General features: G+C 64.5%; 24 protein-coding genes. 15 read left to right on the top strand and 9 right to left on the bottom strand.

Features of this window, described 5'->3' with window-relative positions:
- Nucleotides 1–31 precede the first annotated feature (31 nt).
- The gene (locus ACFQ95_RS19060) at nt 32–847 is read right to left on the bottom strand and encodes an IclR family transcriptional regulator (protein ID WP_422833480.1); all 816 of its coding nucleotides are present in this window, start codon (nt 845–847) and stop codon (nt 32–34) included.
- Between the two features lie 225 nt (nt 848–1,072).
- On the opposite strand from ACFQ95_RS19060, the gene ACFQ95_RS19055 reads away from it, so the two are divergent.
- Together ACFQ95_RS19055 and ACFQ95_RS19050 are read left to right on the top strand one after the other, a co-directional pair.
- Entirely contained in the window at nt 1,073–2,245 is a 1,173-nt protein-coding gene (locus ACFQ95_RS19055; protein ID WP_422833478.1) for an acyl-CoA dehydrogenase family protein, read from the top strand.
- Nucleotides 2,246–2,257: 12 nt separating this feature from the next.
- A complete protein-coding gene (locus tag ACFQ95_RS19050; protein ID WP_422833476.1) occupies nt 2,258–3,841 on the top strand; it encodes an acyl CoA:acetate/3-ketoacid CoA transferase in 1,584 nt (527 codons plus the stop codon).
- Nucleotides 3,842–3,847: 6 nt separating this feature from the next.
- On the opposite strand, the gene ACFQ95_RS19045 is transcribed toward ACFQ95_RS19050, so the two are convergent.
- A complete protein-coding gene (locus tag ACFQ95_RS19045) occupies nt 3,848–4,765 on the bottom strand; it encodes a helix-turn-helix domain-containing protein (RefSeq protein WP_422833475.1) in 918 nt (305 codons plus the stop codon).
- A gap of 111 nt (nt 4,766–4,876) precedes the next feature.
- Here ACFQ95_RS19045 and ACFQ95_RS19040 point away from each other — a divergent pair, with 111 nt between their 5' ends.
- From ACFQ95_RS19040 to ACFQ95_RS19030, 3 genes are read left to right on the top strand one after another with little or no spacing between them, the layout of a single operon-like run.
- Nucleotides 4,877–5,689: an SDR family NAD(P)-dependent oxidoreductase gene (locus ACFQ95_RS19040; RefSeq protein ID WP_422833473.1), complete on the top strand. Its 813-nt coding sequence runs from the start codon at nt 4,877–4,879 to the stop codon at nt 5,687–5,689.
- Between the two features lie 14 nt (nt 5,690–5,703).
- Nucleotides 5,704–7,410, top strand: coding sequence for an FAD-dependent oxidoreductase (locus ACFQ95_RS19035; RefSeq protein ID WP_422833471.1), 1,707 nt, complete (start codon nt 5,704–5,706; stop codon nt 7,408–7,410).
- The gene (locus tag ACFQ95_RS19030; protein ID WP_422833470.1) at nt 7,407–7,757 is read left to right on the top strand and encodes an NIPSNAP family protein; all 351 of its coding nucleotides are present in this window, start codon (nt 7,407–7,409) and stop codon (nt 7,755–7,757) included. Before ACFQ95_RS19035 ends, ACFQ95_RS19030 begins: the two co-directional genes overlap by 4 nt.
- Nucleotides 7,758–7,800: 43 nt before the next feature.
- On the opposite strand, the gene ACFQ95_RS19025 is transcribed toward ACFQ95_RS19030, so the two are convergent.
- Both ACFQ95_RS19025 and ACFQ95_RS19020 read right to left on the bottom strand, forming a co-directional pair.
- Complete coding sequence (locus ACFQ95_RS19025; protein WP_422833469.1) at nt 7,801–9,090, bottom strand: FAD-dependent oxidoreductase; 1,290 nt, start codon at nt 9,088–9,090, stop codon at nt 7,801–7,803.
- A 1-nt stretch (nt 9,091) separates the two neighbouring features.
- Nucleotides 9,092–10,114: a Bug family tripartite tricarboxylate transporter substrate binding protein gene (locus tag ACFQ95_RS19020; RefSeq protein WP_422833467.1), complete on the bottom strand. Its 1,023-nt coding sequence runs from the start codon at nt 10,112–10,114 to the stop codon at nt 9,092–9,094.
- Between the two features lie 119 nt (nt 10,115–10,233).
- Between ACFQ95_RS19020 and ACFQ95_RS19015 the strand changes: the two genes are divergently transcribed.
- Complete coding sequence (locus ACFQ95_RS19015; protein WP_422833465.1) at nt 10,234–11,118, top strand: LysR family transcriptional regulator; 885 nt, start codon at nt 10,234–10,236, stop codon at nt 11,116–11,118.
- Between the two features lie 19 nt (nt 11,119–11,137).
- Here ACFQ95_RS19015 and ACFQ95_RS19010 read toward each other — a convergent pair whose 3' ends face one another.
- Complete coding sequence (locus ACFQ95_RS19010) at nt 11,138–12,169, bottom strand: aldo/keto reductase (RefSeq protein ID WP_422833463.1); 1,032 nt, start codon at nt 12,167–12,169, stop codon at nt 11,138–11,140.
- 35 nt (nt 12,170–12,204) lie between these two features.
- Nucleotides 12,205–13,374: an MFS transporter gene (locus tag ACFQ95_RS19005; RefSeq protein ID WP_422833461.1), complete on the bottom strand. Its 1,170-nt coding sequence runs from the start codon at nt 13,372–13,374 to the stop codon at nt 12,205–12,207.
- 107 nt (nt 13,375–13,481) lie between these two features.
- Between ACFQ95_RS19005 and ACFQ95_RS19000 the strand changes: the two genes are divergently transcribed.
- Entirely contained in the window at nt 13,482–14,414 is a 933-nt protein-coding gene (locus ACFQ95_RS19000; RefSeq protein ID WP_422833459.1) for a LysR family transcriptional regulator, read from the top strand.
- Between the two features lie 24 nt (nt 14,415–14,438).
- Here the strand turns inward: ACFQ95_RS19000 and ACFQ95_RS18995 are convergent, their stop codons facing one another.
- The 3 genes from ACFQ95_RS18995 to ACFQ95_RS18985 form a co-directional block, all read right to left on the bottom strand.
- Nucleotides 14,439–15,065, bottom strand: a complete 627-nt coding sequence (locus ACFQ95_RS18995; RefSeq protein WP_422833457.1) for an NIPSNAP family protein — start codon at nt 15,063–15,065, stop codon at nt 14,439–14,441.
- An 88-nt stretch (nt 15,066–15,153) separates the two neighbouring features.
- The gene (locus ACFQ95_RS18990; RefSeq protein ID WP_422833455.1) at nt 15,154–16,854 is read right to left on the bottom strand and encodes an FAD-dependent oxidoreductase; all 1,701 of its coding nucleotides are present in this window, start codon (nt 16,852–16,854) and stop codon (nt 15,154–15,156) included.
- Nucleotides 16,844–17,671 (bottom strand): IclR family transcriptional regulator, encoded by an 828-nt coding sequence (locus tag ACFQ95_RS18985; protein ID WP_422833454.1) that lies wholly within the window; start codon nt 17,669–17,671, stop codon nt 16,844–16,846. Before ACFQ95_RS18985 ends, ACFQ95_RS18990 begins: the two co-directional genes overlap by 11 nt.
- Before the next feature lie 119 nt (nt 17,672–17,790).
- Here ACFQ95_RS18985 and ACFQ95_RS18980 point away from each other — a divergent pair, with 119 nt between their 5' ends.
- From ACFQ95_RS18980 to ACFQ95_RS18945, 8 genes are all read left to right on the top strand, one after another.
- Nucleotides 17,791–18,630 carry a shikimate dehydrogenase family protein gene (locus ACFQ95_RS18980; protein WP_422833453.1) on the top strand — a complete coding sequence of 280 codons (840 nt, stop codon included), beginning with the start codon at nt 17,791–17,793 and terminating at the stop codon, nt 18,628–18,630.
- A 192-nt stretch (nt 18,631–18,822) separates the two neighbouring features.
- The gene (locus ACFQ95_RS18975) at nt 18,823–20,577 is read left to right on the top strand and encodes an FAD-dependent oxidoreductase (protein WP_422833569.1); all 1,755 of its coding nucleotides are present in this window, start codon (nt 18,823–18,825) and stop codon (nt 20,575–20,577) included.
- 323 nt (nt 20,578–20,900) lie between these two features.
- Nucleotides 20,901–21,716 carry an SDR family NAD(P)-dependent oxidoreductase gene (locus ACFQ95_RS18970; protein ID WP_422833451.1) on the top strand — a complete coding sequence of 272 codons (816 nt, stop codon included), beginning with the start codon at nt 20,901–20,903 and terminating at the stop codon, nt 21,714–21,716.
- Between the two features lie 24 nt (nt 21,717–21,740).
- Nucleotides 21,741–22,592 carry a branched-chain amino acid ABC transporter permease gene (locus ACFQ95_RS18965; protein WP_422833449.1) on the top strand — a complete coding sequence of 284 codons (852 nt, stop codon included), beginning with the start codon at nt 21,741–21,743 and terminating at the stop codon, nt 22,590–22,592.
- Nucleotides 22,593–22,620: 28 nt separating this feature from the next.
- Nucleotides 22,621–23,667, top strand: coding sequence for a branched-chain amino acid ABC transporter permease (locus ACFQ95_RS18960; protein WP_422833448.1), 1,047 nt, complete (start codon nt 22,621–22,623; stop codon nt 23,665–23,667).
- 10 nt (nt 23,668–23,677) lie between these two features.
- On the top strand, nt 23,678–24,397 hold the full coding sequence (locus ACFQ95_RS18955) for an ABC transporter ATP-binding protein (RefSeq protein ID WP_422833447.1): 720 nt from the start codon (nt 23,678–23,680) through the stop codon (nt 24,395–24,397).
- Between the two features lie 85 nt (nt 24,398–24,482).
- Nucleotides 24,483–25,187: an ABC transporter ATP-binding protein gene (locus ACFQ95_RS18950; RefSeq protein ID WP_422833445.1), complete on the top strand. Its 705-nt coding sequence runs from the start codon at nt 24,483–24,485 to the stop codon at nt 25,185–25,187.
- A 70-nt stretch (nt 25,188–25,257) separates the two neighbouring features.
- On the top strand, nt 25,258–26,437 hold a 1,180-nt coding region (locus tag ACFQ95_RS18945), incomplete at its 3' end, for an ABC transporter substrate-binding protein (RefSeq protein WP_422833443.1).

Below are 26,437 nucleotides of genomic sequence, written 5' to 3'. Positions count from 1 at the left end.
TGAAACCTCTTTGTAATGCCGAACAGCGTTGTTACGGCGCGTAGATGGGTTGCCGGCCCGCTGCTGGCGGTCGGCGGTTGAAAAATGGCGATGCCCGGCTGGCCGCCGCCATCTGCGAAGCGAAATCAAGCAACTGCGGCGCCAGCGCCAGCATGCGTTCTTCAGTGAAACGAGCGCTGGGCCCGGCGATGCTGATGATGCCCATGGGCGGCTGGCCGGGCAGGCGTACGGGCGCGGCCATGGCACTCAGGCCGGCGGTGTAGGTGTCGTGTGTCATGCTGTAGCCGCGCTGGCGTGCGGCCTGCACCTGCTCCAGCACCGCCTGCAGCGTCGTCGGGGCATTCGGGCCGAACTGGCCGGGTGCGCCCAGGCCTTGCTGCGCCACCAGGGCCAGAGCCTCTTCGTCGGTCAGGGCCAGCATCCAGGCGTGGCCGGATGACGAGCAACTGATTTGAGCGTCGCTGCCCATGTCCGGGTCGTAGCGCAAGCCTTGGCGTGCCCCTTGTGCACGCGCCACCCAGGTCAGGCGCGAGCCGTCCACCACGCTCAGGCGCACCAGTTCACCGGAAATCTCGGCCAAGCGGTCGAGCAGTGGTTGCGCCACGTCAACGATGCCGGTATTGCCCAGGAAGCTCAGGCCCAGCGACACCAGCTTGGTGGTGAGCATGTATTCGCCGTGCTCACGGCTTTGGCGCACGTAGCCGCAGCGCACCAGGTCGGTCAGCAGCCGGTGCACGGCGCTGCGCGGAATGTCCAGGGCATCGGCAATGGCCGCCAGTTCTATGCCGTCGCTTTGCGCCGCCAGCAATTCAAAGATGCCTAGGGTTCGTTCCAGTATTCCGTTCATGGGTTTCCAGTGGGGTCAAGGTGGATAGCAATTTCACTGGGCAGAGAGATTACAGGATGAACCGGCACAAGCGTCATGTTTGGAATTGTCCGATAAATAAGAATTTAATTCAATACTTGAATTCAATTCCACTTTTGACTACGATCGCGCCATTCTAAGCAATGCCAAGCTGTGCCGAGACAGCCCAGCCCTTCCCCCTCTTCCGTATTTCTCTCTGGAGCAGACATGAACTTTGAACTCAACGATGAACAAAAAATGATGATCGACACCGTGCGTCGCTTCATCAGGGAGGAACTCAAGCCGCTAGAAGACGAGGTGGAAGAAAAGGGCTATCTGGAACAAGCCAAGGCCCAAGCCGTGCACCAAAAGGCCAAGGCGCTCGGCCTTTACGCCATGAACATCTCGGCCGAACTCGGCGGTGGCGGCCTGTCGGCCGTGGACCGCATACTGTGTGAAGAGCAGTTTGGCCACACCACCGACATCCTGATCCGCCGCGCATTTGGCAACGTCTACGAACCCATACTCGAATGCCGGGGTGAGCAGATCGCGCGCTGGCTCACGCCCACCGTCGAGGGCAAACGCACCTGCGCCATTGCGATCACCGAATCGGGTGCGGGCTCGGACGCACAAGGCATCAAGACCCACGCCAAGAAAACGGACACTGGCTGGCTGCTCAACGGCAGCAAACACTTCATCAGCGACGGTGAATGGAGCGACTTCTTTCTGGTCTCGGCCCTCACACACAATGCAGCGGGTGAGAAAGAAATCTCCATGTTCATGGTCGACAAGGGCCTGCCCGGCTTCACCATAGGCAAGGACCAGAAGATGATGGGCATTCGTGGCACACCACACATCGAACTCTTCTTCGACAACGTGCCGCTGGAGCCCTTGGCCCTGCTCGGCGCCGAAGGCCAGGGCTTCAAGCTGGCCATGGGTGCGCTCAACGTGGTGCGCCTGGCGCAAGTCGGCGCGCGCGCCGTGGGCAAGGCCAGCCATGTGCTGGAGTTGATGAACGCATACGCCAACGAACGCAAGCAGTTCGGCCAGAAGATAGGCGACTTCCAGATGATCCAGCAGATGCTGGCCGACAGCGTGATCGAGATCAACGCCGCACGCTGGATGGTGTTGCACGCCGCCTGGATGATTGACCAGGGCATGGACGCGCGCACCCACATCGCCATGGTCAAAGTGCACGCCGCTGAAACCCTGGGTCGCGTGGTCGACCGCGCGGTGCAGATTTTTGGCGGCATGGGTTTCTGCAAGGAACTGCCCATCGAACGCTACTACCGCGACGCACGTATCTACCGCATCTTCGACGGCACCAGCGAAATCCACCGCAGCGTGATCGCCAAGACGGTGATGAAAAAAGGCGCGGCGCTGTTTGAGTTGAACCGTTAAGAGGCGCCCGTGATGACCTCCAAATTCATGACGGCCGCAGACGCCGTGGCACTGATACTCGACAACGACACCGTGGCCCTGATGGGCGGCGGCGGCGGCTTGATGGAAGCCAGCCATTTGTTTGAAGCCGTGCAGGCGCGTTACCTGTCCACACAAAGCCCCAAACGGCTGACCGTGGTCCACGCGCTGGGCATTGGCGACAAAAAGAGCAAGGGCATGAACTGCTTTGCACACGAGGGTTTGGTCAAGCGCGTAATCGGCGGCCACTGGGTGTGGTCGCCGGCGATGCAGCAACTGGCCGAGCAGGAAAAGATCGAGGCCTACATCCTGCCGGGTGGCGTGTCGTCACAACTGCTGCGCGAGATTGGCGGAGCCCGGCCCGGCCTGTTCACCCATGTGGGCCTGGGCACGGTGTGCGACCCGCGCCTGGGCGGCGGCAAGATGAACCAGAGTGCAAAAGAAGACCTGGCCGAAGTCACCCACATCGACGGCCGTGAATACCTGCGCTACAAACCCTTTCCGGTCAACGTCGCCCTGGTGCGCGCGAGTGCGGCCGACGAAGACGGCAACATCAGCTTTGAACACGAGGCCGCCAACCTGGACGCACAATCGCTGGCGCTGGCCGCACGCACCAGCGGCGGCAAGGTCATCGTGCAAGTGAAGGAACGCCTGCCACGTGGTGCCTTGCGCGCACGCGAGGTGCGTATTCCCGCGGCCTGGGTCGACGCCGTGGTGGTCGACCCGCAGCAGCAAACCAGTTATGCCATTCCGTTCGACCCGGCCTTCAGTGGTGAACTCACGGGTGAGGCGCGCCTGGCCAGCGAACGCGCCGACCATGCGGCCGAAAACGCGGTAGCGGCTGAAGCCTTCAGCGAACGCCAAGCGATTGCGCGGCGTGCGGCAGAGGAGTTGTTCAATACCGGCAAGGCGCGCCCGGTGGTGAACTACGGCGTGGGTGTGCCCGATGCCGTGGCCAAGTTGCTGGCCAAACGCGGGCAGATGGACCGCATCTACCAAACCATTGAACACGGCACCTACGGCGGCACCTTGATGGACGGTGTGTTGTTCGGCTACGCGCGCAACGCCAGCGCCATGCTGGATGCGGCCACGCAGTTCGATTTCTACGCCGGTGGCGGGCTAGACGTGGCGTTTCTCGGCTTTGGCGAATTTGATGCCCAGGGCAACGTCAATGTGTCACGCCTGGGCGGCCTGACCGTGGGCCCCGGTGGCTTCATCGACATTGCACAGAACGCGCGCAAGGTGGTGTTCTGCGGCACCTTGTCGGCCAAGGGTGTGAAGCTGGCCACCGGCCATGGTCGACTGCAGGTACTGCAGCAAGGCCAGGTGCAAAAGCTGGTGCCGCAGGTGGAGCAGATCACCTACAGCGGGCCTCAGGGCTTGCTGCGCGGGCAAGAGATTTTGTACCTGACCGAACGCGCCAGCTTCCGTCTCACAGCCGCCGGCATAGAGTTGTTTGAGATCGCCCCGGGCATAGACCTGCAGCGTGATGTGCTCGACCAGATGGGTTTCAAGCCGCTGATCGCATCCACCATGGCGACCATGGCCACACGCCACTTTGCGGCGGCGGAAGGCTGAGCACACTCAGCCCTTGCCGGCGCCGGCTTCCGCCTGTGCCATCTGCTCCAGCGCCAGCCGCCGAAACTCCTTGGGCGTCTGGCCGCTGTGTTTGCGGAAGAAGCGGCTGAAGTAGGCTTCGTCCTCAAAGCCCAGCAGCGCCGCCAGTTGCTGGATGCTGGTGATGGAATACACCAGGTCACGCTGTGCCTCGTGCATCACCCGCGCATTGATCACATCCAGGCTGGACATGCCCAACACTTCACGGCAAAGGCGTGTGAGTTGGCCCGGCGTCACCCCCAGTTCATCGGCATACGATTCCACCGAACACCGCGTGCGAAAGCGCGCATCCACCAACGCCCGAAAACGTTCGATCTGCGCAGCCTTGCGTGAGTGCACGGGCATGGCTGCGGGCTGGCGGCTATCGCAAATGCGCGAGACCTGCACCAGCAACGCGGTCAGCAGCGACATGCCCGCTGCCACCTGGCCGCGGGCATGGATACGCGATTCCTGTTCCACCGCCAGGAACAAGGGCATCAAGGCCTCGGTGTAACGCGTGGTCGCGTCCAGCGCCACCACCGTGGGTGTGCGAATCGTCGCCACCAACTCGGGCATCACCACCGCCGCCAAGGATTCGAGCGGCTTTTGTGTGGCCGTGATCACCGGTCCATCGGTGTCGCGCTCGAAGTGAAAGCTGTGCACCGTGCCTGCCGGCACCAGCAACAAACACGGTGCCGACACCTGTTGGCGCACGTTGTCGAGTTGCAGCGTCACTGCGCCGTGTGTGAGGTACAGCAACTGGATAAACGCATCGTGCACATGCGGCTGGATCTCCCAGTTGTAAGGCGCCGAACGCTGTGGAATCCACTCGAAATTGAATGAGTTGGACCAGCCCGGCTGCGCCTGGTCGCCATACAGCGCGTAGTTGGGGATGCTTCTGACCATATCTCGCTCCACCGTCACCGGATGCACGAATTGTCCAATCCTTGGCGTGAATCGTCAATCCGAAAACCGGGCTGGAAAACCAGAATAAAGCCCATACCAAAGGAGACAAGAATGAACAATCACTGGTTGGGCCTGGCCCAAAAAGTGTGTGTGGTCACGGGTGCGGCCAGTGGCATTGGTGCGGCCGTGGCGCGTAGCTTTGCAGAGGCTGGAGCGGCCGTGGCCCTGCTCGACCGCGACGTCGCAGGCTGCGAGATCCTGGCCCACAAACTGACCATACAGGGCCACCGCGCGCTGGCCGTGGCGTGTGATACATCGAACGAATCCAGCGTCGCCCAAGCCGCCGCAAAAGTCCAAGCCGCATGGGGTGATTGCCACGCCCTGGTGAACAACGCGGGCTTTCTGCGCGCGGGTGATCTGGACAGCGTGAGCCTGGACGATTGGAACGCGGTGCTGGCCGTCAACCTCACCGGTTATCTGTTGTGCGCGCGGGCTTTTGCCAAACCCATGCGTGCCGCTGGTGTTGGCAGCATCGTCAACGTCGCATCGATCTCGGCATGTTTTCCACAAGCGCGCAGCGGCGCCTACAGCGCCAGCAAATCGGGCGTGTTATTGCTGTCGCGCCAGATGGCTGTCGAATGGGGCGCCGAAGGTGTGCGCAGCAATGTGATCTGCCCCGGCATGATTCGCACAGCACTTTCGGCCAAGTTCTACGAAGAGCCGGGCTTTGAGGCCAAACGCGCGGCCGTCACCGCCAGCCGGCGTGTGGGTGAGCCACAAGACATCGCCGACGTGGCGCTGTTCCTGGCCAGCCCACGTTCGGCCTATGTCAACGGTGCCGAGTTGCTGGTGGACGGCGGCATGAGCTCCATGCTCATGGACATGGTGCCCCGCCCCGGTTTCAATGCCACCGCGCAAGGCTGACGGAGACACACCAGATGAACGCAAAGAACACATACGACCTGATTGTCGTCGGCTCCGGCGCGGCCGGTCTGGCCACCGCCATCACCGCGCGCAAACGCGGCTTGGATGTGGTGGTGCTGGAAAAAGAACCGGTGTTTGGCGGCACCACCGCGCTCTCGGGCGGGGTGTTGTGGATCCCGCTGGGCCCGCATGGCCGCAAGCAGAACGCGGCCGACACACTGGATGCGGTACACACTTACATGCGCCGCGAAACCGGCGCCTTTTACGACGAGGCCGCGATCCAAGCCTTCCTGGAAAACGGCCCCAAGATGGTGGCATTCTTCGAGCGCGAGACCGAGATGCAGTTCGTGCCCACACTCTACCCCGACTACCACCCCGATGTGGCAGGCGGCGTGGACGTGGGCCGCTCCATCCTGGCCGCGCCCTACGACATCCGTGGCCTGGGCAAGGACATGCCGCGGCTGAAACCGCCGCTCAAGACCATCACCTTCATGGGCATGATGTTCAACTCCTCGAATGCCGACCTCAAGCATTTCTTCCAGGCCACCAAGTCGCTGACCTCTTTTGTCTACGTGGCCAGGCGCCTGCTCACCCACATGAAGGAGCTGCTGCTGTACCGCCGTGGCATCAACGTGACCAGTGGCAACGCACTCGCCGCACGGCTGGCGGCCTCGGCCTTGAAGCTGGGCATTCCCATCTTCACCAGCAGCCCGGTGCGTGACATCGTGATGCAAGAGGGCCGTGCCATGGGTGTGCAGGTCAGCGGGCAAGCCGGCACTCGCACCCTTACCGCGCGCCATGGCGTGGTGCTGGCCTGTGGCGGTTTTCCGCAGGACGTAAAGCGCATCGCCCAGGCCTATCCGCATGTGCAGCGCGGCGGCGAACATCTTTCGCCGACACCGCTGGGCAACACCGGCGACGGTGTGCGCTTGGCCGAAGACCTGGGCGCCTCGGCCGACATCCGCTTTGGTGATTCAGCTGCGTGGATGCCTGTGTCGCGCGTGCCGTACGGCAAGGGCGAGGTCGGCGTGTTTCCGCATCTGCTGGACCGCTACAAACCCGGCGTGATTGGTGTGCTGCGTAATGGCCGTCGTTTCACCAACGAATCCAACTCGTACCACGATGTGGGTGCCGCACTCATACGCGCCTGTGCCGGTGAGCAAGAAACCGCCATGTGGCTGGTGTGTGACAAAACCACCTTGGGAAAATACGGCCTGGGTTTTGTGAAACCCGCCCCCATGCCGCTGGGCCCACATTTGCGCAACGGCTACCTGATCAAGGGCGACACGCTGGAAGAATTGGCGCGCCATGCCGGCATCGACGCCGCCGGCCTGCGCGCCACGGTGGACGCCTACAACCCCGGCGCGGCCAAGGGGCAGGACCTGCAGTTCCAGCGCGGCAGCACCTCATTCAACCGCTACCTCGCCGATGCGGCGCACCAGCCCAACCCCTGTGTGGCGCCGGTTGCCCAAGGGCCGTTTTATGCGGTGAAGGTGGTGATGGGTGACCTGGGCACCTTCGACGGCATCAAGACCAGCGTGGTCGGCGAGGTGCTCAAGCGCGACGGCACGTCGATCGCCGGGCTCTACGCCGTGGGCAACGACCGCGCCAGCATCATGGGCGGCAACTACCCCGGCGCGGGCATTACCCACGGGCCGAACATGACCTTCGGCTTTGTGACCGGCAACCACATTGCAGACCTTGCAGGAGCCCCAGCATGAACAACGTGCACTACATGAGCAAGCCGCTGGTCGACCACCGCATCTACACCATTGCGCTGCGCAAGATGCCCGAGTTTGTCGAGGTGTTCGACCGCCTGGCGATGCCCATCCTGCTGCAGACGCTGGGCCACCCCATAGGCTTCTACACCAGCCTGGTGGGGCCGCAAAACCAGTTTGTCCACCTCTGGGGCTACGACGACCTGGCCGACTACGAGCGGCGCTGCCGCGCGCGTGATCTGCATCCCGACTTTGCCGCCTATCTGCAGGCCTCGGGCCACTTGATCACCGCGCAGGAGACACGCTTGATACGCGCCACCAATCTGGCCAGCTTGCACCAGGCGGTTTAAAGCCTTTGGTCGATTTCTTGACGACCGGGTGGGCGCATGCGCTTTACTGCAGGCAGGCCCCCGCGTCGGCCAGCAGGGTACGCAGGCCGTCGACCGACACGCTGCGCACGTCTGCCCCCCCTTTGGCCGCTGCCAACGCAGCAGCCGTGCCGCAGGCCTGGCCCACGGCCATGGAGATGGTCATGACCCGGATCGCGGCCAGCGCATCGTGTGTGGCCGAGACCCCGCGCCCCGCGGCCAGTGCATTGGACAGGCCCAGCGGGATGAGGCTGCGGTAGGGGATCTGGTAGGCGTGTTCCTTGCCCAGCGGGCGATAGATCAGCTCGCCGCCGGATGCGGGGTGGATGTCGATAGGGTAGGCGCCTGCAGCAATCGCGTCGTCAAACTGGGCCGGCGCCAACAACTCTTCTGCGGTGAGCACATGTTCGCCGTACACACGACGGGTTTCACGCACGCCGACCTGGGTGGCGAACTGGCGCAATTGGCCGGCTTCGCAGCCCGGCACTTGGGTACGTAAATACTGGCAGGCACGCCAGGCCTGGCGCCGCCCTTCGATCTCGGCCTGGCTCAGTGCAAAGGGGTCGGTCGCATCGATGGCCAGGCGGCTGATGTTGAACCAGTAGTCGCTGGAGAACGGGTCGCGCGCGGCATGCAGCGCAGCGCGCGCCAAAGCACCCTGTGCGTAACCACGCGCGGCCAGCGTGCTCAGTTCACCCGGCGTCAGCGCCTGGAAGCGCGCCGTGTCCACCGGGCCGAAGCGGAACATCATGGTTGCCGGCTGCAGCGCCTCGTTACTCCCCAGTTCCAGGAAGCGGGCACCCGCTCGGTGCAGCACGTCAATGTCGCCAGAGGCGTCGATCACCACACGCCCCTCCAGGCGCAACACACCGCCCTTGGTGAGCACCTGCACCGCCTCTATGCGCGGCCCCTGGCACACCACATCGAGCACACTGGCATGCAGCAGTGTTTGCACCCCGGCTTCGGCCACCATGTCGTCCAGCACCAGCTTGAGCACCTCGGGGGCGTACTCCACGCGGTCCATGGTGTGGCCAGTGGACATCACAAACACATCGTGCGCCGCCGCCGCACCGTAAGAACGCAGCCGGTCCACCACCTCTTGCGCCAGGCCCGCGACCACGCGCCGCCCGGCTTCGGTCTGCCAGCTGTTGAACTGCGCCACCGCACCGGCCGTGGCATTGCCTCCCAGAAAGCCATATCGTTCCACCAGCAACACACGTGCGCCCTGCCGCGCTGCCGCCACGGCGGCGATGGTTCCGGCCACACCTCCCCCACAGACCAGCACGTCGGTATTCATGGATCCAAGAGTTTGCATTTCAGTCGACTTTGATGTTGCGCGATTTGATGATGGCGGCGTAGCGCTCGGACTCTTCCTTGAGGAACTGCCCGGTCGCCTGCTGGCTGCGGACCATGGGCGCCACACCCAAGGCTGTGAAGCGTTTGCGTACGGCGTCAGACTCCAGCGCTGCGCTCAGCAAGGCCTGCAGCCGGGCCAGGCCTTCCGGCGGAATGCTGCCTTTGGGCGCAACCAGCGTGGCCCAGCCCTCGAACTCCATCGTCGGGTAGCCCTGCGATACCAGCGTGGGCACGCCAGGCAAGTCGCTCACGGGCTGGGCCGACGACACGGCCAGCGCACGCAGCCGGCCCGACTTGATGTGAGTCAGCACACTGGGCAGGTTCAAGAAGCCAAGCGACACCTGCCCGGAGATCAGGTCCGGCATCAGCGCGCTTTCGCCCTTGTAGGCGACCGGTGTCAGTTGTATGCCCGCCTGCGCGGCAAAGGATTCAGACGCGATGTGCGCCAGGGTGCCGGTGCCGCTGTTGCCGGCGCTCAGTTCATCGGGCTTGGCCTTGGCATGGGCCACCACGTCCTTCACCGACTTGAGAGCCGATGCGGCGGGCACCACCAACACCAGGGGCTGAGACGACACCATGCCCACGGCATCAAAGTCGCGCGTCACATCGTATTTGGCTGCGGGGTTCAAGAACGGGTTGATGACCATGCTGTTGCTGCCCATCAGCAGGGTATGGCCATCGCGGCTCTGCAGTGCGGCGGCGACACCGATGGCGCTACCGGCACCGGGCTTGTTGTCGACGATCACGGCTTGGCCGAGCTGCGGCGCCAGCGCCTCGCCCAACACACGTGCCGAGCCATCGGCACCACCGCCGGGCGCGAACGGCACAATGATGCGCAGCGCCTTGGCAGGCCAGGCCTGTGCAGCATGTGCAGGGCGCAACGCGGTCAGGCCTAGCCCCGCCAGCGCGGCCCCCGAGGCCAAAAGGCGCAGGCTGTCGCGACGTGAAAGTTGGAATCCGGGAATGGCTTGCGGCACACGCATGGGCTTGTCTCCTGTTATTGATAACGCAAATGCTAGGCAGGCCTAAGCCATGCGGCAAATACCAATATTTCTGTTTCACATAACATCATGTTATTCACCAAGACTTTCTCTGCTCTGCCATGAACCTCCGCCAGATCGAAGTTTTTCGCGCCGTGATGATGGCCGGCTCGGTCACCGACGCGGCCCGGCTGCTGCATGTTTCGCAGCCCGGCATCAGCCGCATGTTGGCGCACATCGAGCTCCAGCTCGGCGTGCAGTTGTTCGACCGTGTCAAAGGCAAGCTCAGGCCCAGGTCCGAGGCGCAGTTTTTGTACGACACGGTGGAGCAGGTCTACCGTGGTGTGCAGCGCATAGACGATGCCGCCCAGGCACTGAAACACGGCGGCGGGCAGACGCTGCGGGTGCTGGCCAGCCCCAGCCTGTCACTGGAGGCCGTGCCCCAGGCCGTAGCCGAGGTGGCGCAGAAATTTCCGCAGGTGCGTTTGTACGTAGAAGCGCTGCTGGTGCGCGACATGGTGGCGCAACTGGCGCGCGGCGAAGCCGATGTCGCGCTGTCCACCCTGCCCATTGAGCACGCCCTGCTGCAGGCACAAGCCATAGGTGAATGGTCGCTGGCCTGCGTGTTCCAGGCGGGCCATGCGCTGCAGGCCAAGCGCAGCATCAGCGCACGCGACGTGTTGCACGAGCCCATCATAGGCTTCAGCGCCGACACGCCCCAGGGCCGGCTCATAGACACCTGGCGCCAAGAACATGGCCTGGGCGGCGATGCGCGTATCGAAGTCCGCTCGGGTCAATTGGCGTCATCACTCGCGGCCAGCGGCGCGGGCATTGCCATCGTGGACAACCTGACCGCCCGCGCCTGGACCAGCGAGAAACTCGCGTTTCGCCCTATCCAGCGGGCGCCCACGTTCAAGATCTACGCCGCCTACAACAGCAACAGCGCAGGCTCGCCGGTGCGCAACGCCTTGATCGAAAAGGTGCGGCTGGCCCTCAAGCGCGCGTGAGGAAATCCGCCTGCCGCGCCTACGCCGGCGGCGCGCTGAGTTCGCTGAACTGCCCGTTCCAATACGGGTAATACGGGTACGGCGGCGTGAGCCGGCTGGCCGCATCCAGACGTGCGAGTTGCTCGGCGCTGAGCTGCCAGCCCAAGGCACCGAGGTTCTCTTGCAACTGCGCTTCGTCGCGTGCGCCCACCAGCACACTGGCCACGGTGGGCCGCGCCAGCAGCCAGTTCAAGGCGATCTGCGGCAAGGACTTGCCGGTTTCCTCGGCAACCACATCCATGGCATCGACCACACGGTACAAATGTTCATCGTGGACCGGCGGTGCAGAGCTGGCGGTGGCGTGCAGGCGGCTGCCTTCAGGCAGCGGCTGGCCGCGGCGTATCTTGCCGGTGAGCCGCCCCCAGCCCAGCGGGCTCCAGACGATGGCGCCAACACCCTGGTCCATGCCCAGCGGCATCAGTTCCCACTCGTAGTCGCGGCCGATCAGCGAGTAATAGGTTTGGTTGGCCACGTAGCGCTGCAGGCCCAGCCGGTCGGATGCCGACAGCGACTTCATCAACTGCCAGCCCGAGAAGTTGGACACGCCTAAGTAGCGCACCTTGCCCGCACGCACCAGGTCGTCCAGTGTCTGCAACACCTGCTCCACCGGCGTCATGGCGTCAAACGCGTGCAACTGCAAGATATCGATGTAGTCGGTGTCGAGCCGCTTCAATGCGGCGTGTGTGGCCTCAAGCAAATGGTGGCGTGAAGAGCCAACATCATTCGGCCCGGCACCGCTGCGCAGCGACAGCTTGGTCGAGATGATGGCCTGCTGCCGGCGGCCCTTGAGCGCGCTGCCGAGTATGGTTTCCGAGGCGCCGTCTGAATAAACGTCGGCGGTGTCGAACAGATTCAAGCCCGCGTCCAGACTCATGTCCACGATGCGGCGCGCACCAGCGTCGCCGGTATTGCCCCAAGCGCTGAACAGCGGGCCCTTGCCGCCGAACGTGCCCGCGCCAAAACCAAGTGCGGGCACCTTGAAACCCGAGCGGCCGAGATAACGGTATTCCATGACTGTCTTTCAGAATAAAGCGAGAAGTAAGGTGCTTACACACCGGCCAAAGCACTACGTGGGCGCTCCAGCGCACGGCTCCACCAGGTCAACACCAGGCCCACCAGGGTCAGCAGGCCGGCCACCCAGCCCAAGGCGGCCAGGCCGGGGCCCTGCGCAATCACCACCCCGCCCATCCAGGCGCCCAGGGCGTTGCCCAGGTTGAAGGCCGCAATGTTCAAGCTCGATGCCAGGTTTTGCCCGGCGCCACTGGCCTGCTCCAGCACCCGCATCTGCAGCGGCGCCACGGTGGCGAACGCCACCACGCCCAGCACACCCATGAAAACAACCGCCGCCACCGGTGTGTAGATCGCCAAGGGCATGGCGAACAACACCACAGCCAAGGCCGCGAGAGAGCCCAGCAGCGCGGGCATCAGCGCCCGGTCGGCCAGGCGCCCGCCCAGCAGATTGCCCGCGGCCAGGCCGCCGCCAAACACCAGCAGCACCGGCGAGACGGCTGCGGCAGACAAACCGGTCAGCTCGGTCAGCAGCGGCTGGATGTAGGTGAACACCGCCAACACCCCCGCAAAACCAAACACCGTGATGCCCAGGCCCAGCCAGACCTGTGGCCGGGCCAGCACCGCCAGTTCGTCGCGCAAGGCCACCGTGGGCTCGGCCTGCTGGCTGCGCGGCACAAAGATGGCCAACACCAGCAGCGCCACCACACCCACCGCTGCCACCGCCCAGAAGGTGGCGCGCCAGCCGTAGTGCAAACCCAGCCAGGCGCCCGCGGGCACACCCAGCACCGTGGCCGCCGTCAGGCCGGTGAACATGATGGCGATGGCCGAAGCGCGGCGTTCGGCCGCCACCAAACCTGTGGCCACCACCGCGCCCACACCGAAGAAGGTGCCGTGCGCCAGCGAGGTCAGCACACGTGCGGCCATCAGCAAGGCGTAATTGGGCGCCAGCGCACAGGCGATGTTGCCCAGCGTGAAGATCACCATCAGCGCCAGCAGCACGGTTTTGCGCGGCAGGCGGCGCGTGGCAATGGTCAGCACGGGCGCGCCAACAGCAACACCCAGAGCGTAGGCCGAGATCAGCAGACCGGCGGCCGTGATGGAAACCTGAAGATCCGCCGCGACCTGCTGCAGCAGGCCCATGATGACGAATTCGGTGGTGCCGATGCCAAAGGCGCCGGCGGTGAGGGCAAGGAGTGCAATAGACATGATGGACTGAATGATGGGGATAAACCCTGGGCGCGACTAGCGGCCCAAAAAGAAGTAGATTTGTGACTTCAATTCACAGATCACATCCTTCACCCGGGTCACGCGGCATGCCACGCAACGAAGTCAATCGCTCCGGCGAAATGGAAGCCTTTGTGCAAATCGTCGAACGCGGCGGCTTCTCGGCCGCGGCGCGTCATTTGTGTATGACACCTTCGGCCATCAGCAAACTGGTGCTGCGGCTGGAGGCGCGCCTGGGTGTGCAACTGGTGCACCGCTCGACCCGCAAGCTGCAGCTCACAGCCGAGGGCAACGCCTTCTACGAGCGCAGCGTCTTGGTGTTGGCCGATATGCTGGACGCCGAACGTGGTGCCGCCGCCGCTGCCGCGCCGCGTGGCCGGGTGAGCCTGAACTCCAGCCTGCCCGTGGGCCTGAGTGTGTTGTTGCCGCTGGTGCCGGATTTTCTGGCGCTATACCCCGAGGTGACGCTGGACATTGCGCTCACCGACCGTGTGGTCGACCTGATGGACGAGCGCACCGATGTCGCCGTGCGCTGGGGCGAGTTGCCCGACTCCGGCCTGGTGGCACGCCGCTTGGGTGACACCGCGTTGGCCATCGTCGGCTCGCCGGACTACCTTGCACGCCACGGCACACCGCACAGCGTGGAGACGCTGGCGCAACACAACCGGCTAGGCTCCAGCTACCGCCGCAACGCGCCGGACTGGCCGCTGCGTGTGGCCGGCAAGATGGAACACCTGCCGGTAAAGGGCAGCGTGCGTGCGGCCGATGGCGAAACCCTGCGCCGTCTGGCCATCAGCGGTGTGGGTCTGGTACGGCTTTCGCGTTACCACATGCAGGCCGATATCGATGCGGGCCGGCTGGTGGCCGTGATGGAAGACTTCAACCCCGGCGACCGTGCCCCCATACACGCGGTCTACCTGGGCAAGCCGGGGCGCTTGCCGGCACGCGTGCGCGTGTTGCTGGACTTTCTGGCCGAACGCGTGACACAGGCTTCGCTGGACGCGGGTTGGCCGGGGCCCTGACAAACTTTGCCGTTGCGGCGCCCTTCACTTCATAGGCGACACCGCCGTGGGCAAGGCAATCGTCGACAACATATTCGTCGTCAGATTGGCCGGGCCACCCTTGGGTGGCCAGATGCCTTGCGCCACCGCGTCGGCGCGGCCCTGGCTGCGCGCATCCAGCGTGGAGTAGGCCCAGATGTTGGTGAAGCGCAGCGGGCCATCGAGTGCCACCATGGCCAGCACACAGGGCGAGATTTTTTCGCGTGCCGGCAGGTATTGCTGCCACAGGTCTATGGTGGCCTGCACACCGCCGGGCTTGATGCCATAGGTGCGGATTTCATACACCGGGCCGCTGATGCCGGATGCGGCCGTGGGCCGCGCCGGTGGCATCCAGCCAAAGCCCTCGTAGCTGTGCATCTCCAGGCTTTGGAACAGGCCGCCGCAGCCAAACGGGTCGGCGCTTTTTTGCGTGCGGCTGCGCTCGGCCTGCAGCGCCGCCAGGTCATCGAAGCCACGCAACACCAGCATCTGGTTCAGCGCACCTATGTCGGTGAACCAGCAGGCGAGCAACTCACCGCCAGCCTCGGCGGCGGTGCTAAAGGCCTGCACCTGGTTGGCGGCCTGGGCGGCAGTGCCAAAAGGCAGGGTCATGGTGGCAAGTTCGTAAAACATGGGGCTTCCTTGATGTGATGTTCAAAAATGTTTGCTATTCAATTCGCAGCGGCTTGCGCTGATTGGCCAAGCCTCAGCGGCCTCTTTTTCATAAACTTCTGTGGGCTGCGTGGTGTGCGGCAATAAAGCCAAACGTCATCGCCGGCCCCAAGGTGATGCCGCCGCTGGGATAGTGGCCGCCCATCAGGCTGTTCATGTCGTTGCCCACGGCGTACAAACCGGCGATGGGCGCGTTCTGCGCATCCAGCACCTGGGCCTGTGTATTGGTCTTGAGCCCGGCAAACGTGCCCAGGCTGCCCGGCACCACCCGCACCGCGTAAAACGGGCCACGCGCCAGCGGCGCCATACAGGCGTTGGGCCAGCCAGCAGCAGCATCGCCCTGCATGCAGTTGTAGGCGGTTTCGCCTTTGGCGAAATCTGCATCGCGGCCGGCCTGGGCCATGGCGTTGTAGCGCAATACCGTGGCCTGCAGGCCATCGCTGTTGATGCCGCAGGCACGGGCCAATGCGGCCAGGCTCGCGCCGCGCTTCAGGTAGCCGTTACGCAGCATGGCGCGCATGGGCAGCGGAGCCGGTTTCACGGCACCCAGACCGTAGTGGCGGATGAAGGCGTGGTCACACAGCAACCAGGCTTGCACGGGCTCGCCCGCGGGCGTGGCCGCGAGCAAGCCGCGCATGAAGTCGTGGTAGGAGTCGGCTTCGTTGACAAAGCGTTGGCCGCTGGGGGTGACCGCGATCAGCCCGGGCTTGCCGCGCTCTATCAGGTGCGGAAAATGCGCCACGCTGCCATCGCGCCGCGGCACCAGCGACACCGGCGCCAGCGCGGCCGCTTGTGCCAGGTCGCGCGCCACCGCGCCGCCTGCGGCTTCGCCCATGCGCAGGCCATCACCGGTGTTGCCGCGCGCGGCGGCGGACCAATGCTCGACCCCGGTGGGCGCGTGGGGCAACAGTTGCTTGAGGCGTAGCGCGTCGAATGGAAAACCACCACAGGCGAGCACCACACCACGTGTGGCGCGCACGCTCACATCACCCTGCGGGCTGCGGATGACGGCGCCCGTCACCCGGCCCTGCTCGACCAGCAGATCACGCGCCGGACTGTTCAGCTGTATCTCCACACCCGCCTCCCATGCCGAGGCCGCCAGACCTGCGGCAAGGGCGTTGCCATTGACCAGGCGCATGCCCCGGCCATACAACAGCCGGTCACGCGCATAACGCAGCACCTGCCGGCTCACATAACAGAACGACGCGGGCTTGCGCAGCGCATTCAGGAAGTGACGTAGCTCCGCGCCCGAGGCAATGCCCATGCCCCACAAGGTGGTTTCCGGCAGCGGCGGCTTCAGCAAGGCCACTTTGCGGCCGAGCCGACGCGCGTCAAACGGCGCGGCACAGATCGAACGTCCGCCCTGGGCGGCATCCGTGGTGCGGCCATGGAAGTCGGGAATGGCATTGCCGTCGATAAACTGCAGCGCCGTGTGGGTCTTGAAAAATGTGACCATGCGCGGACCCGCCGCAAGGTAGGCATCCGCGCGCTGGGCGTCGAATTGCGCCCCCAACTCATGCTGTAGGTAAGACCACGGCCGCGCCACATCCTCCACCAGGCCCGCCGACACCGCCAATGGGTTGCACGGGATCCACATCCAGCCGCCAGACCATGCGGTGGTGCCACCAAACTGCGCCTCTTTCTCCACCACCAGCACCTTCAAGCCCAGGTGCGCAGCCGTCACCGCAGTGGCCAGCCCACCCGCACCCGAGCCTATGACCAGCAGATCACAAACCACTTCATTCTGCATAAATGGGCACACTGTTTGCGGCAGCGCGTGGGCGCTCCAGGGCGTGGTTAAAAAACGGCGAGGCCAGGCTGGCCTTGGCGCACTCAGCGGCCACGGCCAACAACTCGGGGGCCAGGGCCAGCATGCGGGCGCGGGTGAAGCGCACGGTCGGGCCCGCCACCGTGATCGCCCCCAGCGGCGGCTCGCCCGGCAGGCCCACCGGCACGGCCATGGCGTTCAGGCCTGCGGTATAGGTTTCTTCCGTCAGGCTGTAGCCACGTGTCCGCGCCGCCTGCACTTGGGCCAACACTTCCTGCAGGCTGGCGGCGGCGTTCGGGCCATAGGCTTCGGGCGGGCCTATGCCTTGCTGAGCCACCAGGGCCAGCGCCTCTTCATCCGCCAAGGCCGACAACCAGGCGATGCCGCTGGACGAGCAACTCAGCCTTGCCTCGCTGCCCATGTCGGGGTCGTAGCGCAAGCCCTGGCGAGCGCCTTGGGCGCGCGCCACCCAGGTCAGCCGGTTGCCGTCCACTACCGCCAGGCGCACCAGTTCACCGGAGACGTTGGCCAGGCGGTCCAGCAGTGGCTGCGCCACATCGCTGATGCCCGAGTTGCCCAGGAAGCTCAGCCCCAGCGACACCAGTTTGGTGGTCAACACATAGTCGCCGTGTTCACGGGTTTGCCGCACATAACCAAACTGCTGCAGGTCGCCGAGCAGTCGGTGCACCGCGCTGCGCGGAATATTCAACTGATCGGCCAAGGTGGCCATCTCCAGGCCTTCGCCGTGACGCGACAACATCTCCAGGATGCCCAGGGTTCGCTCCAAAACACCGTTCATGGTGGCTCTCCGTCATGGTTTGTCGAAATTCTATTCTTAAATAAAACTTTGTTCTATAGTTGAATAGTATTCCAGTTTTATATAAACTGCCAATCATTGAGACAAACCAGGGCAGACACATGACAACCGTTTTGAACCCGACCTCCATCTCCTCGCTGAAAACAGAGCCCCTGAAGGAGCCACTCAGCGGCGCCAGCCGAGTGCACTTCATCGTCGGCGACCCCATTGCCCAGGTGAAATCACCCCAGGGCGTGAGCCAGGCCTTCCACGACCGCGGCCACAACGCCTATGTGATGCCGGCCCATGTGGCGCCGGCCGACCTGGCGACCTGGTTGGCAGGTGTGTCGCTGGCACACAATGTGGATGGTGTCATCGTCACCGTGCCACACAAGTTCGCCTGCTTCGATCTGTGCACCACCACCACCGAACGCGCCAGCTTTTTGCACGCCGTCAACACCATGCGCCGCAATGCTGACGGCACCTGGCATGGCGACATGTTCGACGGTCTGGGCTTTGTCGCCGCGCTGCGCGACAACGGTTGCGCCCCGGAGCGCAAGAAAGTGCTGCTGGTGGGCGCGGGCGGTGCGGGCTCAGCCATCGCCCACGCGCTGGTGATGGCCGGTGTGCGCGAGCTGGCCATTTTTGATGACAACGACCAGCGCCGCAGCACACTGGTCGACCGGCTTGCCGGCCTGGGCCGCTGCCCGGTAAGCCACGGCAGCGCCGACCCGACAGGATTTGACGTGGTGGTCAACGCCACACCCGTCGGCATGCAGGCCCACGACCCCTACCCACTGGACGTGGAGCGCCTCACGGCCAGCATGTTCGTCGGCTGCGTGATCACCGCACCGGCCGTGACACCACTGATCGCCGCCGCCCGCGCCAAAGGCTGCCACACCATGACCGGCAGCCACATGTTTGCGCGTGTGCGCGACCTGATGGTGGACTTCCTGCTCTAACGAGGAACACGAGCAAACGCGGCGCACGCCGGACCTGTCACGCCTTGCCCTAGGCCCCAGCGTGCACAACGTGTCGCTCCGCCAACCCCCTTGCAGGGGCAACACCTGTGGTCTGGCCAAACCAGTTCCACGCTGTTTGTCCACCCAACCAGCCGCGGCCCCAGCAGCGGCGTCTACTACTGAAACATGAGCATGCAAATCCTCTCCTCCCTCGCCGCCCTTCCCGAAGCAGCATCGTTCGACCTGGTGGTGATTGGCGCCGGCGGCGCCGGCATGGCGGCGGCCTTGTTTGCCGCGATTGACGGCCAAAAGGTACTGCTGGTGGAGCGTACCGAATACGTCGGTGGCACCACCGCATACTCGGCCGGCACCACCTGGATTCCCGGCACGCGCCACGCCGCCAAGGTCAACCCCCAGGACACTCTGGCCGAGGCGGCGCGTTACCTGGACAACGCCGTGGGTGAACACAGCCCACGCGCCTTGCGCCAGGCTTTTCTGGACAACGGCAAAGCAGCGGTAGACGTGATGGAAGACCACTCCGAAGTCCACTACCGGCCCTACGCCAAACACCCCGACTACATCTCCGACCTGGGCGGCTCCACACTCAACGGCCGCGCCTTGGAGCCGCTGCCGTTTGACGGCCGCCTGCTGGGCGATCTGTTCAAACTCGTGCGCCCGCCAATTCCAGAATTCACCGTGCTCGGCGGCATGATGGTGGACCGCACCGACATCAACCACCTGCTCGCACTGGGCAAGTCGATGGCGTCTTTCAAACACGCGCTGAAGCTGATCACGCGCCACGGCCTCGACCGGCTAAGCCACCCACGCGGCACCCGCCTGGTGATGGGCAACGCCCTGGTCGGGCGACTGTTGTATTCGCTGTCCAAGCGCAGCAATGTCTCGCTGCTGCTGAACACCTCGGTTGGCAAACTGGGGCGCAGCCTGGAGCACACACGTGGCATCGAATCGGTGCTGTTGATGCAGGAGGGCCAGCGCCGCACGGTGAGCGTGAACGGCGGCGTGGTGCTGGCCAGCGGCGGCTTCAACCGCCATGCACAGCTGCGCGCACAGATGATTCCGGGTGTGCCGGCCGAGTGGTCGCCCACCGCCCCGGTGGCCACCGGCGAAGCCCACACACTGGCGCAACAGATTGGCGCGCACTACGGCACACAGGGCGCCAGCCATGCGTTCTGGGCGCCGGTTTCGCTGCGCAAGCGTGCCGATGGCAGCAGCGCGTCCTTCCCGCATTTTGTGATGGACCGCGCCAAACCCGGCATGCTCACCGTGAACCAGAACGGCGAGCGCTTCGTCAACGAAAGCACCTCGTACCACCTGTTTGGCCTGGCCATGCAGCAGGCGCACAAAACCACACCGGCTGTACCCGCCTTCATGGTGGCCGACGCCGAAGCCCTGCGCCGCTACGGCATGGGCATGGTGCGGCCCGGTGGCAAAGGTTTGGCGCCCTTTCTAGCCGATGGTTATCTCACCCAGGCCAACACCCTGGATGAACTGGCGCAAAAACTCGGCATCAACGCTGCGGGTTTAAACGCCAGTGTGGCCAAGATCAACGCCTATGCCCAGAGCGGTGTAGACCCCGACTTTCAGCGTGGCGTGACGGCCTACCAACAGAACATTGGCGACGCCGCACGCGGCGGAAAAAATCCCAACCTGGGCGCGTTGACCCAAGGCCCTTTCTACGCCATACGCCTGTACCCCGGCGACATCGGCGCGGCCACGGGCTTCGCCACCGATGCCAATGCCTGTGTGCTCGGCGAAGACGACAAAGCCATTCCCGGCCTCTACGCCGTGGGCAACGACATGCAATCGATGATGGGCGGCGTGTACACCGCGCCGGGCATCACCATAGGCCCCGGTTTGGTGTTCGGCTACCTGGCCGCCAAACATGCGGGCGCACGCGCCAGCGCTTTCGCGCAGCCCACCCCCTAAGCCACCTCACCCGGTTTTTGCAAACACTTCACGCCGCATTTTTGCGGGGTGTGGATGGCCGCAGCCTAAAGGATTTTTTGTCATGGTCACGATGTTGTCTAGCCACAGGGCACCAGGGGAAAACACCCACCAAGACGTGCACGAAATGTCCTGTTGCTGGCCCGAATCGTCGAGCGCCGAGACAGTCCCGACTCCCAAAATTCGCAGCCATCAAGACGGTTGGCGCACCACAAGCAAAACAACAGCAGCCACACCGTCAAAACATTTCACACCCCAACGGCGGCCACAGCCGGTGTGAAGTTTCAGACCACAAGGAGACAAGCTTGCCAACTGATGCAACATCGCCATCCGGCCCCGGCGCCGCCATCGTCACAGGCGCGGCCGACGGCATTGGCTGGGCCACCGCACAGCGCCTGGCAGCCGACGGCTACCGCGTGGCCCTGCTGGACCAACATACCGAAGCGGTACAGGCGCGCGCAACACAACTCGGCAGCCAACACCTTGGCCTCGCCTGCGACGTGACCGATGCCAACCGTGTGGACAACGCCATGGCTCAGGTCGCGCAGCAGTGTGGCCGCATAACCGTCCTGGTCAACAACGCCGGCATAGGTGACCAGACCGGCCCAACGCTGACACAAGGCGCCGACGCATTCGAGCGCGTGCTGGCCGTGCATTTGCGCGGCACGTTTCTCATGAGCCAGGCCGTCGCCCGGCACATGCTGCAGCAGCCGGCCCAGGCCAGGGGCGCTCGCGGCGCCATCGTCAACCTCGGCTCCATCGCCAGCCTCGTCGGCCTGCCCGCACGCAACGCCTACTGCGCTGCCAAGGCCGGTGTGTTGGGCATGACCCGCGCCATGGCCAGCGAGTGGGCACGCGCAGGTGTACGCGTCAACGCCGTGGCACCGGGCTACGTGCGCACAGCACTACTCATCGCGCTGGAAGAAAAAGGCGCCGTTGACGCGCCCGCGATTCGCCACCGCACACCGCTGGGCCGCATGGCCGAGCCCGCAGAGATCGCCGAGGTGATTGCCTTCCTGGCCTCGCCACACGCGAGCTACGTCACTGGCGCGGTGCTGCCGGTGGACGGCGGCTGGTCGGCCTTCGGTGCCACCGAGTCGCTGCTGCCCGCACTCGATTGATTTTAAAAAAGTGAGGAGACAACAATGCTTGCGATCAACTTGTTCAACGGCCTGGTCTACGGCGCTCTGCTGGTGGTCATGTGCTCGGGCCTGGCGCTGATCTACGGCCTGCGCCGCGTGGTCAACTTTGCCCACGGCTCGCTCTACATGCTGGGCGCCTACCTGGGTTATTCGATCGCCAACTACAGCAACTTCTGGGTCGCCCTGGTAGCGGCACCGGCGGTGATGGCGCTGTTTGGTGTGTTGCTCGACCGCTACGGCTTTCGCCTGCTGCAGGACCGCGACCCGCTGAGCGTGGTGCTGGTCACCTTTGGTCTGCTGCTGATCATAGAAGACGGCGTGCAAACCATCTGGGGCAAAAGCAACCTGTCGGTGGCCGCGCCTGCGCTGCTCAACACTTCTATCGACTTCTTCGGCACGCCGCTGCCGGCCTACCGCCTGGGTGTGATCGCCGTGGGTGCCATGGTGGCACTGGGTCTGAGCCTGTGGCTGCGCTTTTCCAGGATAGGCCTGTTTGTCCGCGCCGCCAGCACCGACCCGACCACCACGGCCATGCAGGGCGTGAACACCGATGCACTCAGCGCCGGTGTGGTTGGCCTGGGCTGTGCGCTCGCGGGTTTGGCAGGCGTGGTGGCCGCACCTTTCCTGTCGCTGTCGCCGGCCATGAGCGCGGACGTGATCATCGATTCGTTTGTGGTCGTGGTGATCGGCGGCCTGGGCTCACTGGTTGGCGCCTTCATCGCCGCCATGGCACTGGGCATGGTGCAGGCCTTGGGCGCGGTGTACATCGCCGACCTGGCCGCCGTGCTGCCCTTCGTGATCATGGTTGTCATCCTGATCTGGAAGCCGTCTGGATTAGCCGGCAGCCGCACCTGATTAACCCAAGCTTCTGGAGTTCTCAAACATGTTTTCGATCCAACGCATCGGCTTCAACGCTGTAGGCGCTGTGGTGGTGGGTGCCATCGTGGCCGCCACCGTCACCTCCAGCACCGTGCTGTCGCTGCTCACGCAGGCCATCATCTACGCCGTGTTCGCGCTGGGCGTGGGCCTGCTGCTGCGCCAGAACGGCATGGCCAGCTTCGGCCATGCCTTGTACTTCGGTGGCTCGGGCTACGCCGTGGGCCTGATGCTGCAGACCCAAGCCATTCCGGCAGAGGCGGCACTGGTGCTCACGCTCCTGGGCATCACCCTGGGCGCCTTCCTGGTGGGCCTGGTGATTGTGCGTGTGCCCGGTGTGGCCTTCGGCATGCTCACGCTGGCCATAGGCCAGATGTTCTTTCTCACGGCCTCGCGCTCACGCGGCATCACCGGCGGCGCCGACGGCATGAACATCGATTGGCCCAGCACGCTGTTCGGTGTGCCGCTGTCGCTGTTGCTCAAGCCGGCCAACATGTTCCTCTTGAGCTGGGCCGCCTTGGTGCTGGTGATGCTGGTGCTGGCCCTGTTGCTGCGCAGCCGCTTCGGCAGCATTACCGAGGCCGTGCGCGACAACGAGGAACGCGCGCGTTTCATCGGCATCCGCACCCTGATGCCGCGCGCCGCGGTGTACGGCCTGTCGGCCGGTGTCACGGCGGTCGCCGGCTTGTTGTCGGCCTTGAACACCGGCTTCGTCTCGCCCGAGAACCTGCACTGGAGCCTGTCGGGCGTGGCGCTGATGATGGTGGTGGTGGGCGGCTACAAGGCCATGTGGGGCCCCGCCCTGGGCGCGGTGGTGTATTTCCTGGCCAAGGACATTCTGGGCGACTACGCCAACCACTGGATGGCCATCTTCGGTGTGGCGCTGATCACGGTGATCGTGTTTTCGCCCACCGGCATCGCCGGTGCACTGAAGAAATCGTTCCAGCGCAAAAAACCTGCAGCTACAGCAGCCGGGCAGAAGGCCGCGGCCACCCCCGCTGCAAACACCACACAAGACCAAGGTCCAGGCAATGCACCTGCGGCCGCGCTTTGAAGGAGACAACATGACGGACTATGTATTGGAAGCACACGACGTGGCCATCCACTACGGCGGGGTCAAGGCCGTGGACGGGGTTTCGCTCACGCTCACACGTGGGCAGATTCGCGGGCTCATAGGCCCCAACGGTGCCGGCAAGTCCACGGTCATAGACGCCATCACCGGGCGCGTGAGCCTGACGCGTGGCTCGGTCAAGCTTGGTGGCCAGGACGTGAGTGCGCTCGGCGCCACACAGCGGCGCATGCGCGGTCTGTCGCGCAGCTTTCAGCGCACCAGCATCTTTGGCCAGATGGGGGTGCGCCAGCAGGTGGAACTGGCCTCGCACAAGATGGGGGTGGCCGACTCCAGCGCCGACGCCGACGCCGTGTTGCAAGAGCTGGACCTGATCGCGCTGGCCGAAGCCACGGCCGAAGACCTGGGCTACGGCGAACAGCGCCGCCTGGACCTGGCCCTGGCGCTGGTGGGCCGCCCGAGTGTGCTGCTGCTCGACGAGCCCATGGCCGGTTTGTCAGTCAAAGAGTCGCACGACCTGGCGAAACATCTGAAAGCCTTGACCTCGCGCTGGGATGTTTCGGTGCTGCTGGTCGAGCACGACATGGACGTGGTGTTCGGCATCTCCGACGCCGTCACCGTATTTGAACTCGGCCGCGTGATCGCCAGTGGCGCACCGGCCAGCGTGCGCGCCGATCCGCGTGTGCGCGAAGCCTATCTGGGGAGCGCAGCATGAGCGCAGCGCAGAACCGCTTCAAGCCAGCGAACGCCCCCTTGGGGGACAGAGAGGACACAAAAGTGCCGAACGTGGGGGTCAACAAATGAGTGCTTTGCTCAAACTCGAAGATGTGAACGCCTTTTATGGCTCGGCACACATCCTGCACAACCTGAGCTTGACGGTGAACCCCGGCGAGCGCGTCGCCCTCATAGGCCGCAACGGCGTGGGCAAGACCACGGTGGTCAACACCATTCTGGGTCTGGCCAGCTTGCGTGGCGGCAGCATCCGCCTGGGCGCCAAGAGCTTGCCGCGACCGCGCCCTTATCTGGCTTCGCAAAACGGCGTGGTGGTGGTTCCGCAAGGCCGGCGCATCGTCGCCAACCTGACGGTCGAGGAGAACCTGCAACTCGGCGCCGCCGTGGGCCGCAAGGGCCCGTGGAGCGTGCCCCAAATCTACAAGCTGTTCCCGATTCTGCAAGAGCGCGCGCACACGCCGGGCACGGCTTTGTCGGGCGGCCAGCAGCAGATGCTGGCGGTGGGCCGTGCGCTGATGGCCAACCCCGCCTTGATCCTGCTCGACGAACCCACAGAAGGCCTGGCACCGGTGATCGTCGATCAGCTCAGTGACATCTTCAACCAGGTGGCGGCGCAAGGCACGGCGCTGCTACTGATCGAACAAAACATGAGCCTGGTGGTACGTGTGGCCGAGCGTTACTGCGCCATGGCCAAGGGCTCGGTGGTGGCGCAAGGCGCGGTACACAACACCAAGGCCAGCCTGCACGACCTGGAAGCACACGTGACGGTCTAAACGCTTTCTGCAGATCTGATTAAGACGGTGGCCGGACCGATTCCGGCTCTTTGATTCAGGAGACAAAACCATGTTCAAGATGAAGCCCCTGGCCACGCTGGCCGCACTCACCCTCAGCGCCGCGGGCGCACTGCCGCTGGCCGCGCTGGCCCAGGGCAAAGAGCCGGTCAAGGTCGGCCTGGTGTCGTCCAAATCAGGCGTGTTTGCGCAACAGGGCGAAGAGGTGATTCGCGCCGTGCAGTTCGCCATCGACGAGGCCAATGCCAAAGGCGGCATTGACGGCCGCAAGGTGGAAGTGACCACAGGCGACGACGAAGGCACACCCGACGCCGGCCGCCGTGTGGCCGAGAAGATGGCGCGCGACGGCTACAACCTGTTGATCGGCGCCATCCCCTCCTCCATCTCGCTGGCCATTGCGCAAAACCTGGACCGTTGGGACGCGGCCTACTTCGTGGTCGCCAGCAAGTCGGACAAACTCACCGGCGACACCTGCAAGGCACGCAGCTTCCGCACCAACCACTCGGACGCGATGGACATCGCCATGATCAACGAGCTGGCCAAGGACTTGAAAGAAAAGTCGTTCGCCGTGCTGGCCGCCGACTACGTCTGGGGCCGCGATTCGGGCGAGTCGTTCAAAAAGGCCGCCGAAGCCGCCGGCAAAAGCGTGCCCCTGGCGTTGTACGCACCGCTGGGCACCAAGGACTACTCACCCTACATTGCACAACTCAAGGCGGCCAACGTCGAAGCCATCTGGGTGGCCGAGACCGGCCGCGACGCCATCGCGTTTGTGAAGCAGGCGCAGGAGTTCGGTCTGATCCCGGCGAAGAAGCTCATCGGCCATGCACTGATCCAGAACTTCATGGTCACCGCCACCGACAAGGCACTCGAAGGCACCTTCGGCAACACCGCCTACACCCCCGAGATCGACGCGCCACGCAACAAGGCTTTTGTCGCGGCCTGGAAAGCCAAGTTCAACCGCCTGCCCACCGACAACGAAGGCCAGGCCTACAACGGCGCGCAGGTGATGTTTGACGGCGTGAAAAAGGCCGGCAGCGTCAAGCCCGCCGAGGTGAGCAAGGCCCTGCGCGGCGCCCAGCTCGACACCATCTACGGCAGCGTGAACATGCGCGCCGCCGACAACCAACTCATGCTGCCCAACTACATGGGCCGCGCCAAGGTGGTCGATGGTGTGCTGCGCCCGGTGATCGAGCAACGCTTCGACCCGGCCATCATTCCCGCCGCTTCACCGC

The organism is Variovorax sp. HJSM1_2 (assembly GCF_049316285.1).
Classification (GTDB): Bacteria; Pseudomonadota; Gammaproteobacteria; order Burkholderiales; family Burkholderiaceae_C; genus Rhodoferax_B.
Note: the sequence above shows the minus strand (reverse complement) of the source record. Positions and strands in the feature narration are given on the sequence as shown.

Excerpts from the sequence above, each read along its gene's own strand:
- ACFQ95_RS19040 (WP_422833473.1), top strand. The coding sequence starts at position 4,877 with ATGAACAATCACTGGTTGGGCCTGGCCCAAAAAGTGTGTGTGGTCACG.
- ACFQ95_RS18975 (WP_422833569.1), top strand. The coding sequence starts at position 18,823 with ATGCAAATCCTCTCCTCCCTCGCCGCCCTTCCCGAAGCAGCATCGTTC.
- ACFQ95_RS19005 (WP_422833461.1), bottom strand. The coding sequence starts at position 13,374 with ATGTCTATTGCACTCCTTGCCCTCACCGCCGGCGCCTTTGGCATCGGC.
- ACFQ95_RS19020 (WP_422833467.1), bottom strand. The coding sequence starts at position 10,114 with ATGCGTGTGCCGCAAGCCATTCCCGGATTCCAACTTTCACGTCGCGAC.
- ACFQ95_RS19000 (WP_422833459.1), top strand. The coding sequence starts at position 13,482 with ATGCCACGCAACGAAGTCAATCGCTCCGGCGAAATGGAAGCCTTTGTG.
- ACFQ95_RS18985 (WP_422833454.1), bottom strand. The coding sequence starts at position 17,671 with ATGAACGGTGTTTTGGAGCGAACCCTGGGCATCCTGGAGATGTTGTCG.
- ACFQ95_RS19025 (WP_422833469.1), bottom strand. The coding sequence starts at position 9,090 with ATGCAAACTCTTGGATCCATGAATACCGACGTGCTGGTCTGTGGGGGA.
- ACFQ95_RS19030 (WP_422833470.1), top strand. The coding sequence starts at position 7,407 with ATGAACAACGTGCACTACATGAGCAAGCCGCTGGTCGACCACCGCATC.
- ACFQ95_RS18990 (WP_422833455.1), bottom strand. The coding sequence starts at position 16,854 with ATGCAGAATGAAGTGGTTTGTGATCTGCTGGTCATAGGCTCGGGTGCG.
- ACFQ95_RS19060 (WP_422833480.1), bottom strand. The coding sequence starts at position 847 with ATGAACGGAATACTGGAACGAACCCTAGGCATCTTTGAATTGCTGGCG.
- ACFQ95_RS19015 (WP_422833465.1), top strand. The coding sequence starts at position 10,234 with ATGAACCTCCGCCAGATCGAAGTTTTTCGCGCCGTGATGATGGCCGGC.
- ACFQ95_RS19055 (WP_422833478.1), top strand. The coding sequence starts at position 1,073 with ATGAACTTTGAACTCAACGATGAACAAAAAATGATGATCGACACCGTG.
- ACFQ95_RS19010 (WP_422833463.1), bottom strand. The coding sequence starts at position 12,169 with ATGGAATACCGTTATCTCGGCCGCTCGGGTTTCAAGGTGCCCGCACTT.
- ACFQ95_RS19050 (WP_422833476.1), top strand. The coding sequence starts at position 2,258 with ATGACCTCCAAATTCATGACGGCCGCAGACGCCGTGGCACTGATACTC.
- ACFQ95_RS19045 (WP_422833475.1), bottom strand. The coding sequence starts at position 4,765 with ATGGTCAGAAGCATCCCCAACTACGCGCTGTATGGCGACCAGGCGCAG.
- ACFQ95_RS19035 (WP_422833471.1), top strand. The coding sequence starts at position 5,704 with ATGAACGCAAAGAACACATACGACCTGATTGTCGTCGGCTCCGGCGCG.
- ACFQ95_RS18950 (WP_422833445.1), top strand. The coding sequence starts at position 24,483 with ATGAGTGCTTTGCTCAAACTCGAAGATGTGAACGCCTTTTATGGCTCG.
- ACFQ95_RS18960 (WP_422833448.1), top strand. The coding sequence starts at position 22,621 with ATGTTTTCGATCCAACGCATCGGCTTCAACGCTGTAGGCGCTGTGGTG.
- ACFQ95_RS18965 (WP_422833449.1), top strand. The coding sequence starts at position 21,741 with ATGCTTGCGATCAACTTGTTCAACGGCCTGGTCTACGGCGCTCTGCTG.
- ACFQ95_RS18955 (WP_422833447.1), top strand. The coding sequence starts at position 23,678 with ATGACGGACTATGTATTGGAAGCACACGACGTGGCCATCCACTACGGC.
- ACFQ95_RS18980 (WP_422833453.1), top strand. The coding sequence starts at position 17,791 with ATGACAACCGTTTTGAACCCGACCTCCATCTCCTCGCTGAAAACAGAG.
- ACFQ95_RS18995 (WP_422833457.1), bottom strand. The coding sequence starts at position 15,065 with ATGTTTTACGAACTTGCCACCATGACCCTGCCTTTTGGCACTGCCGCC.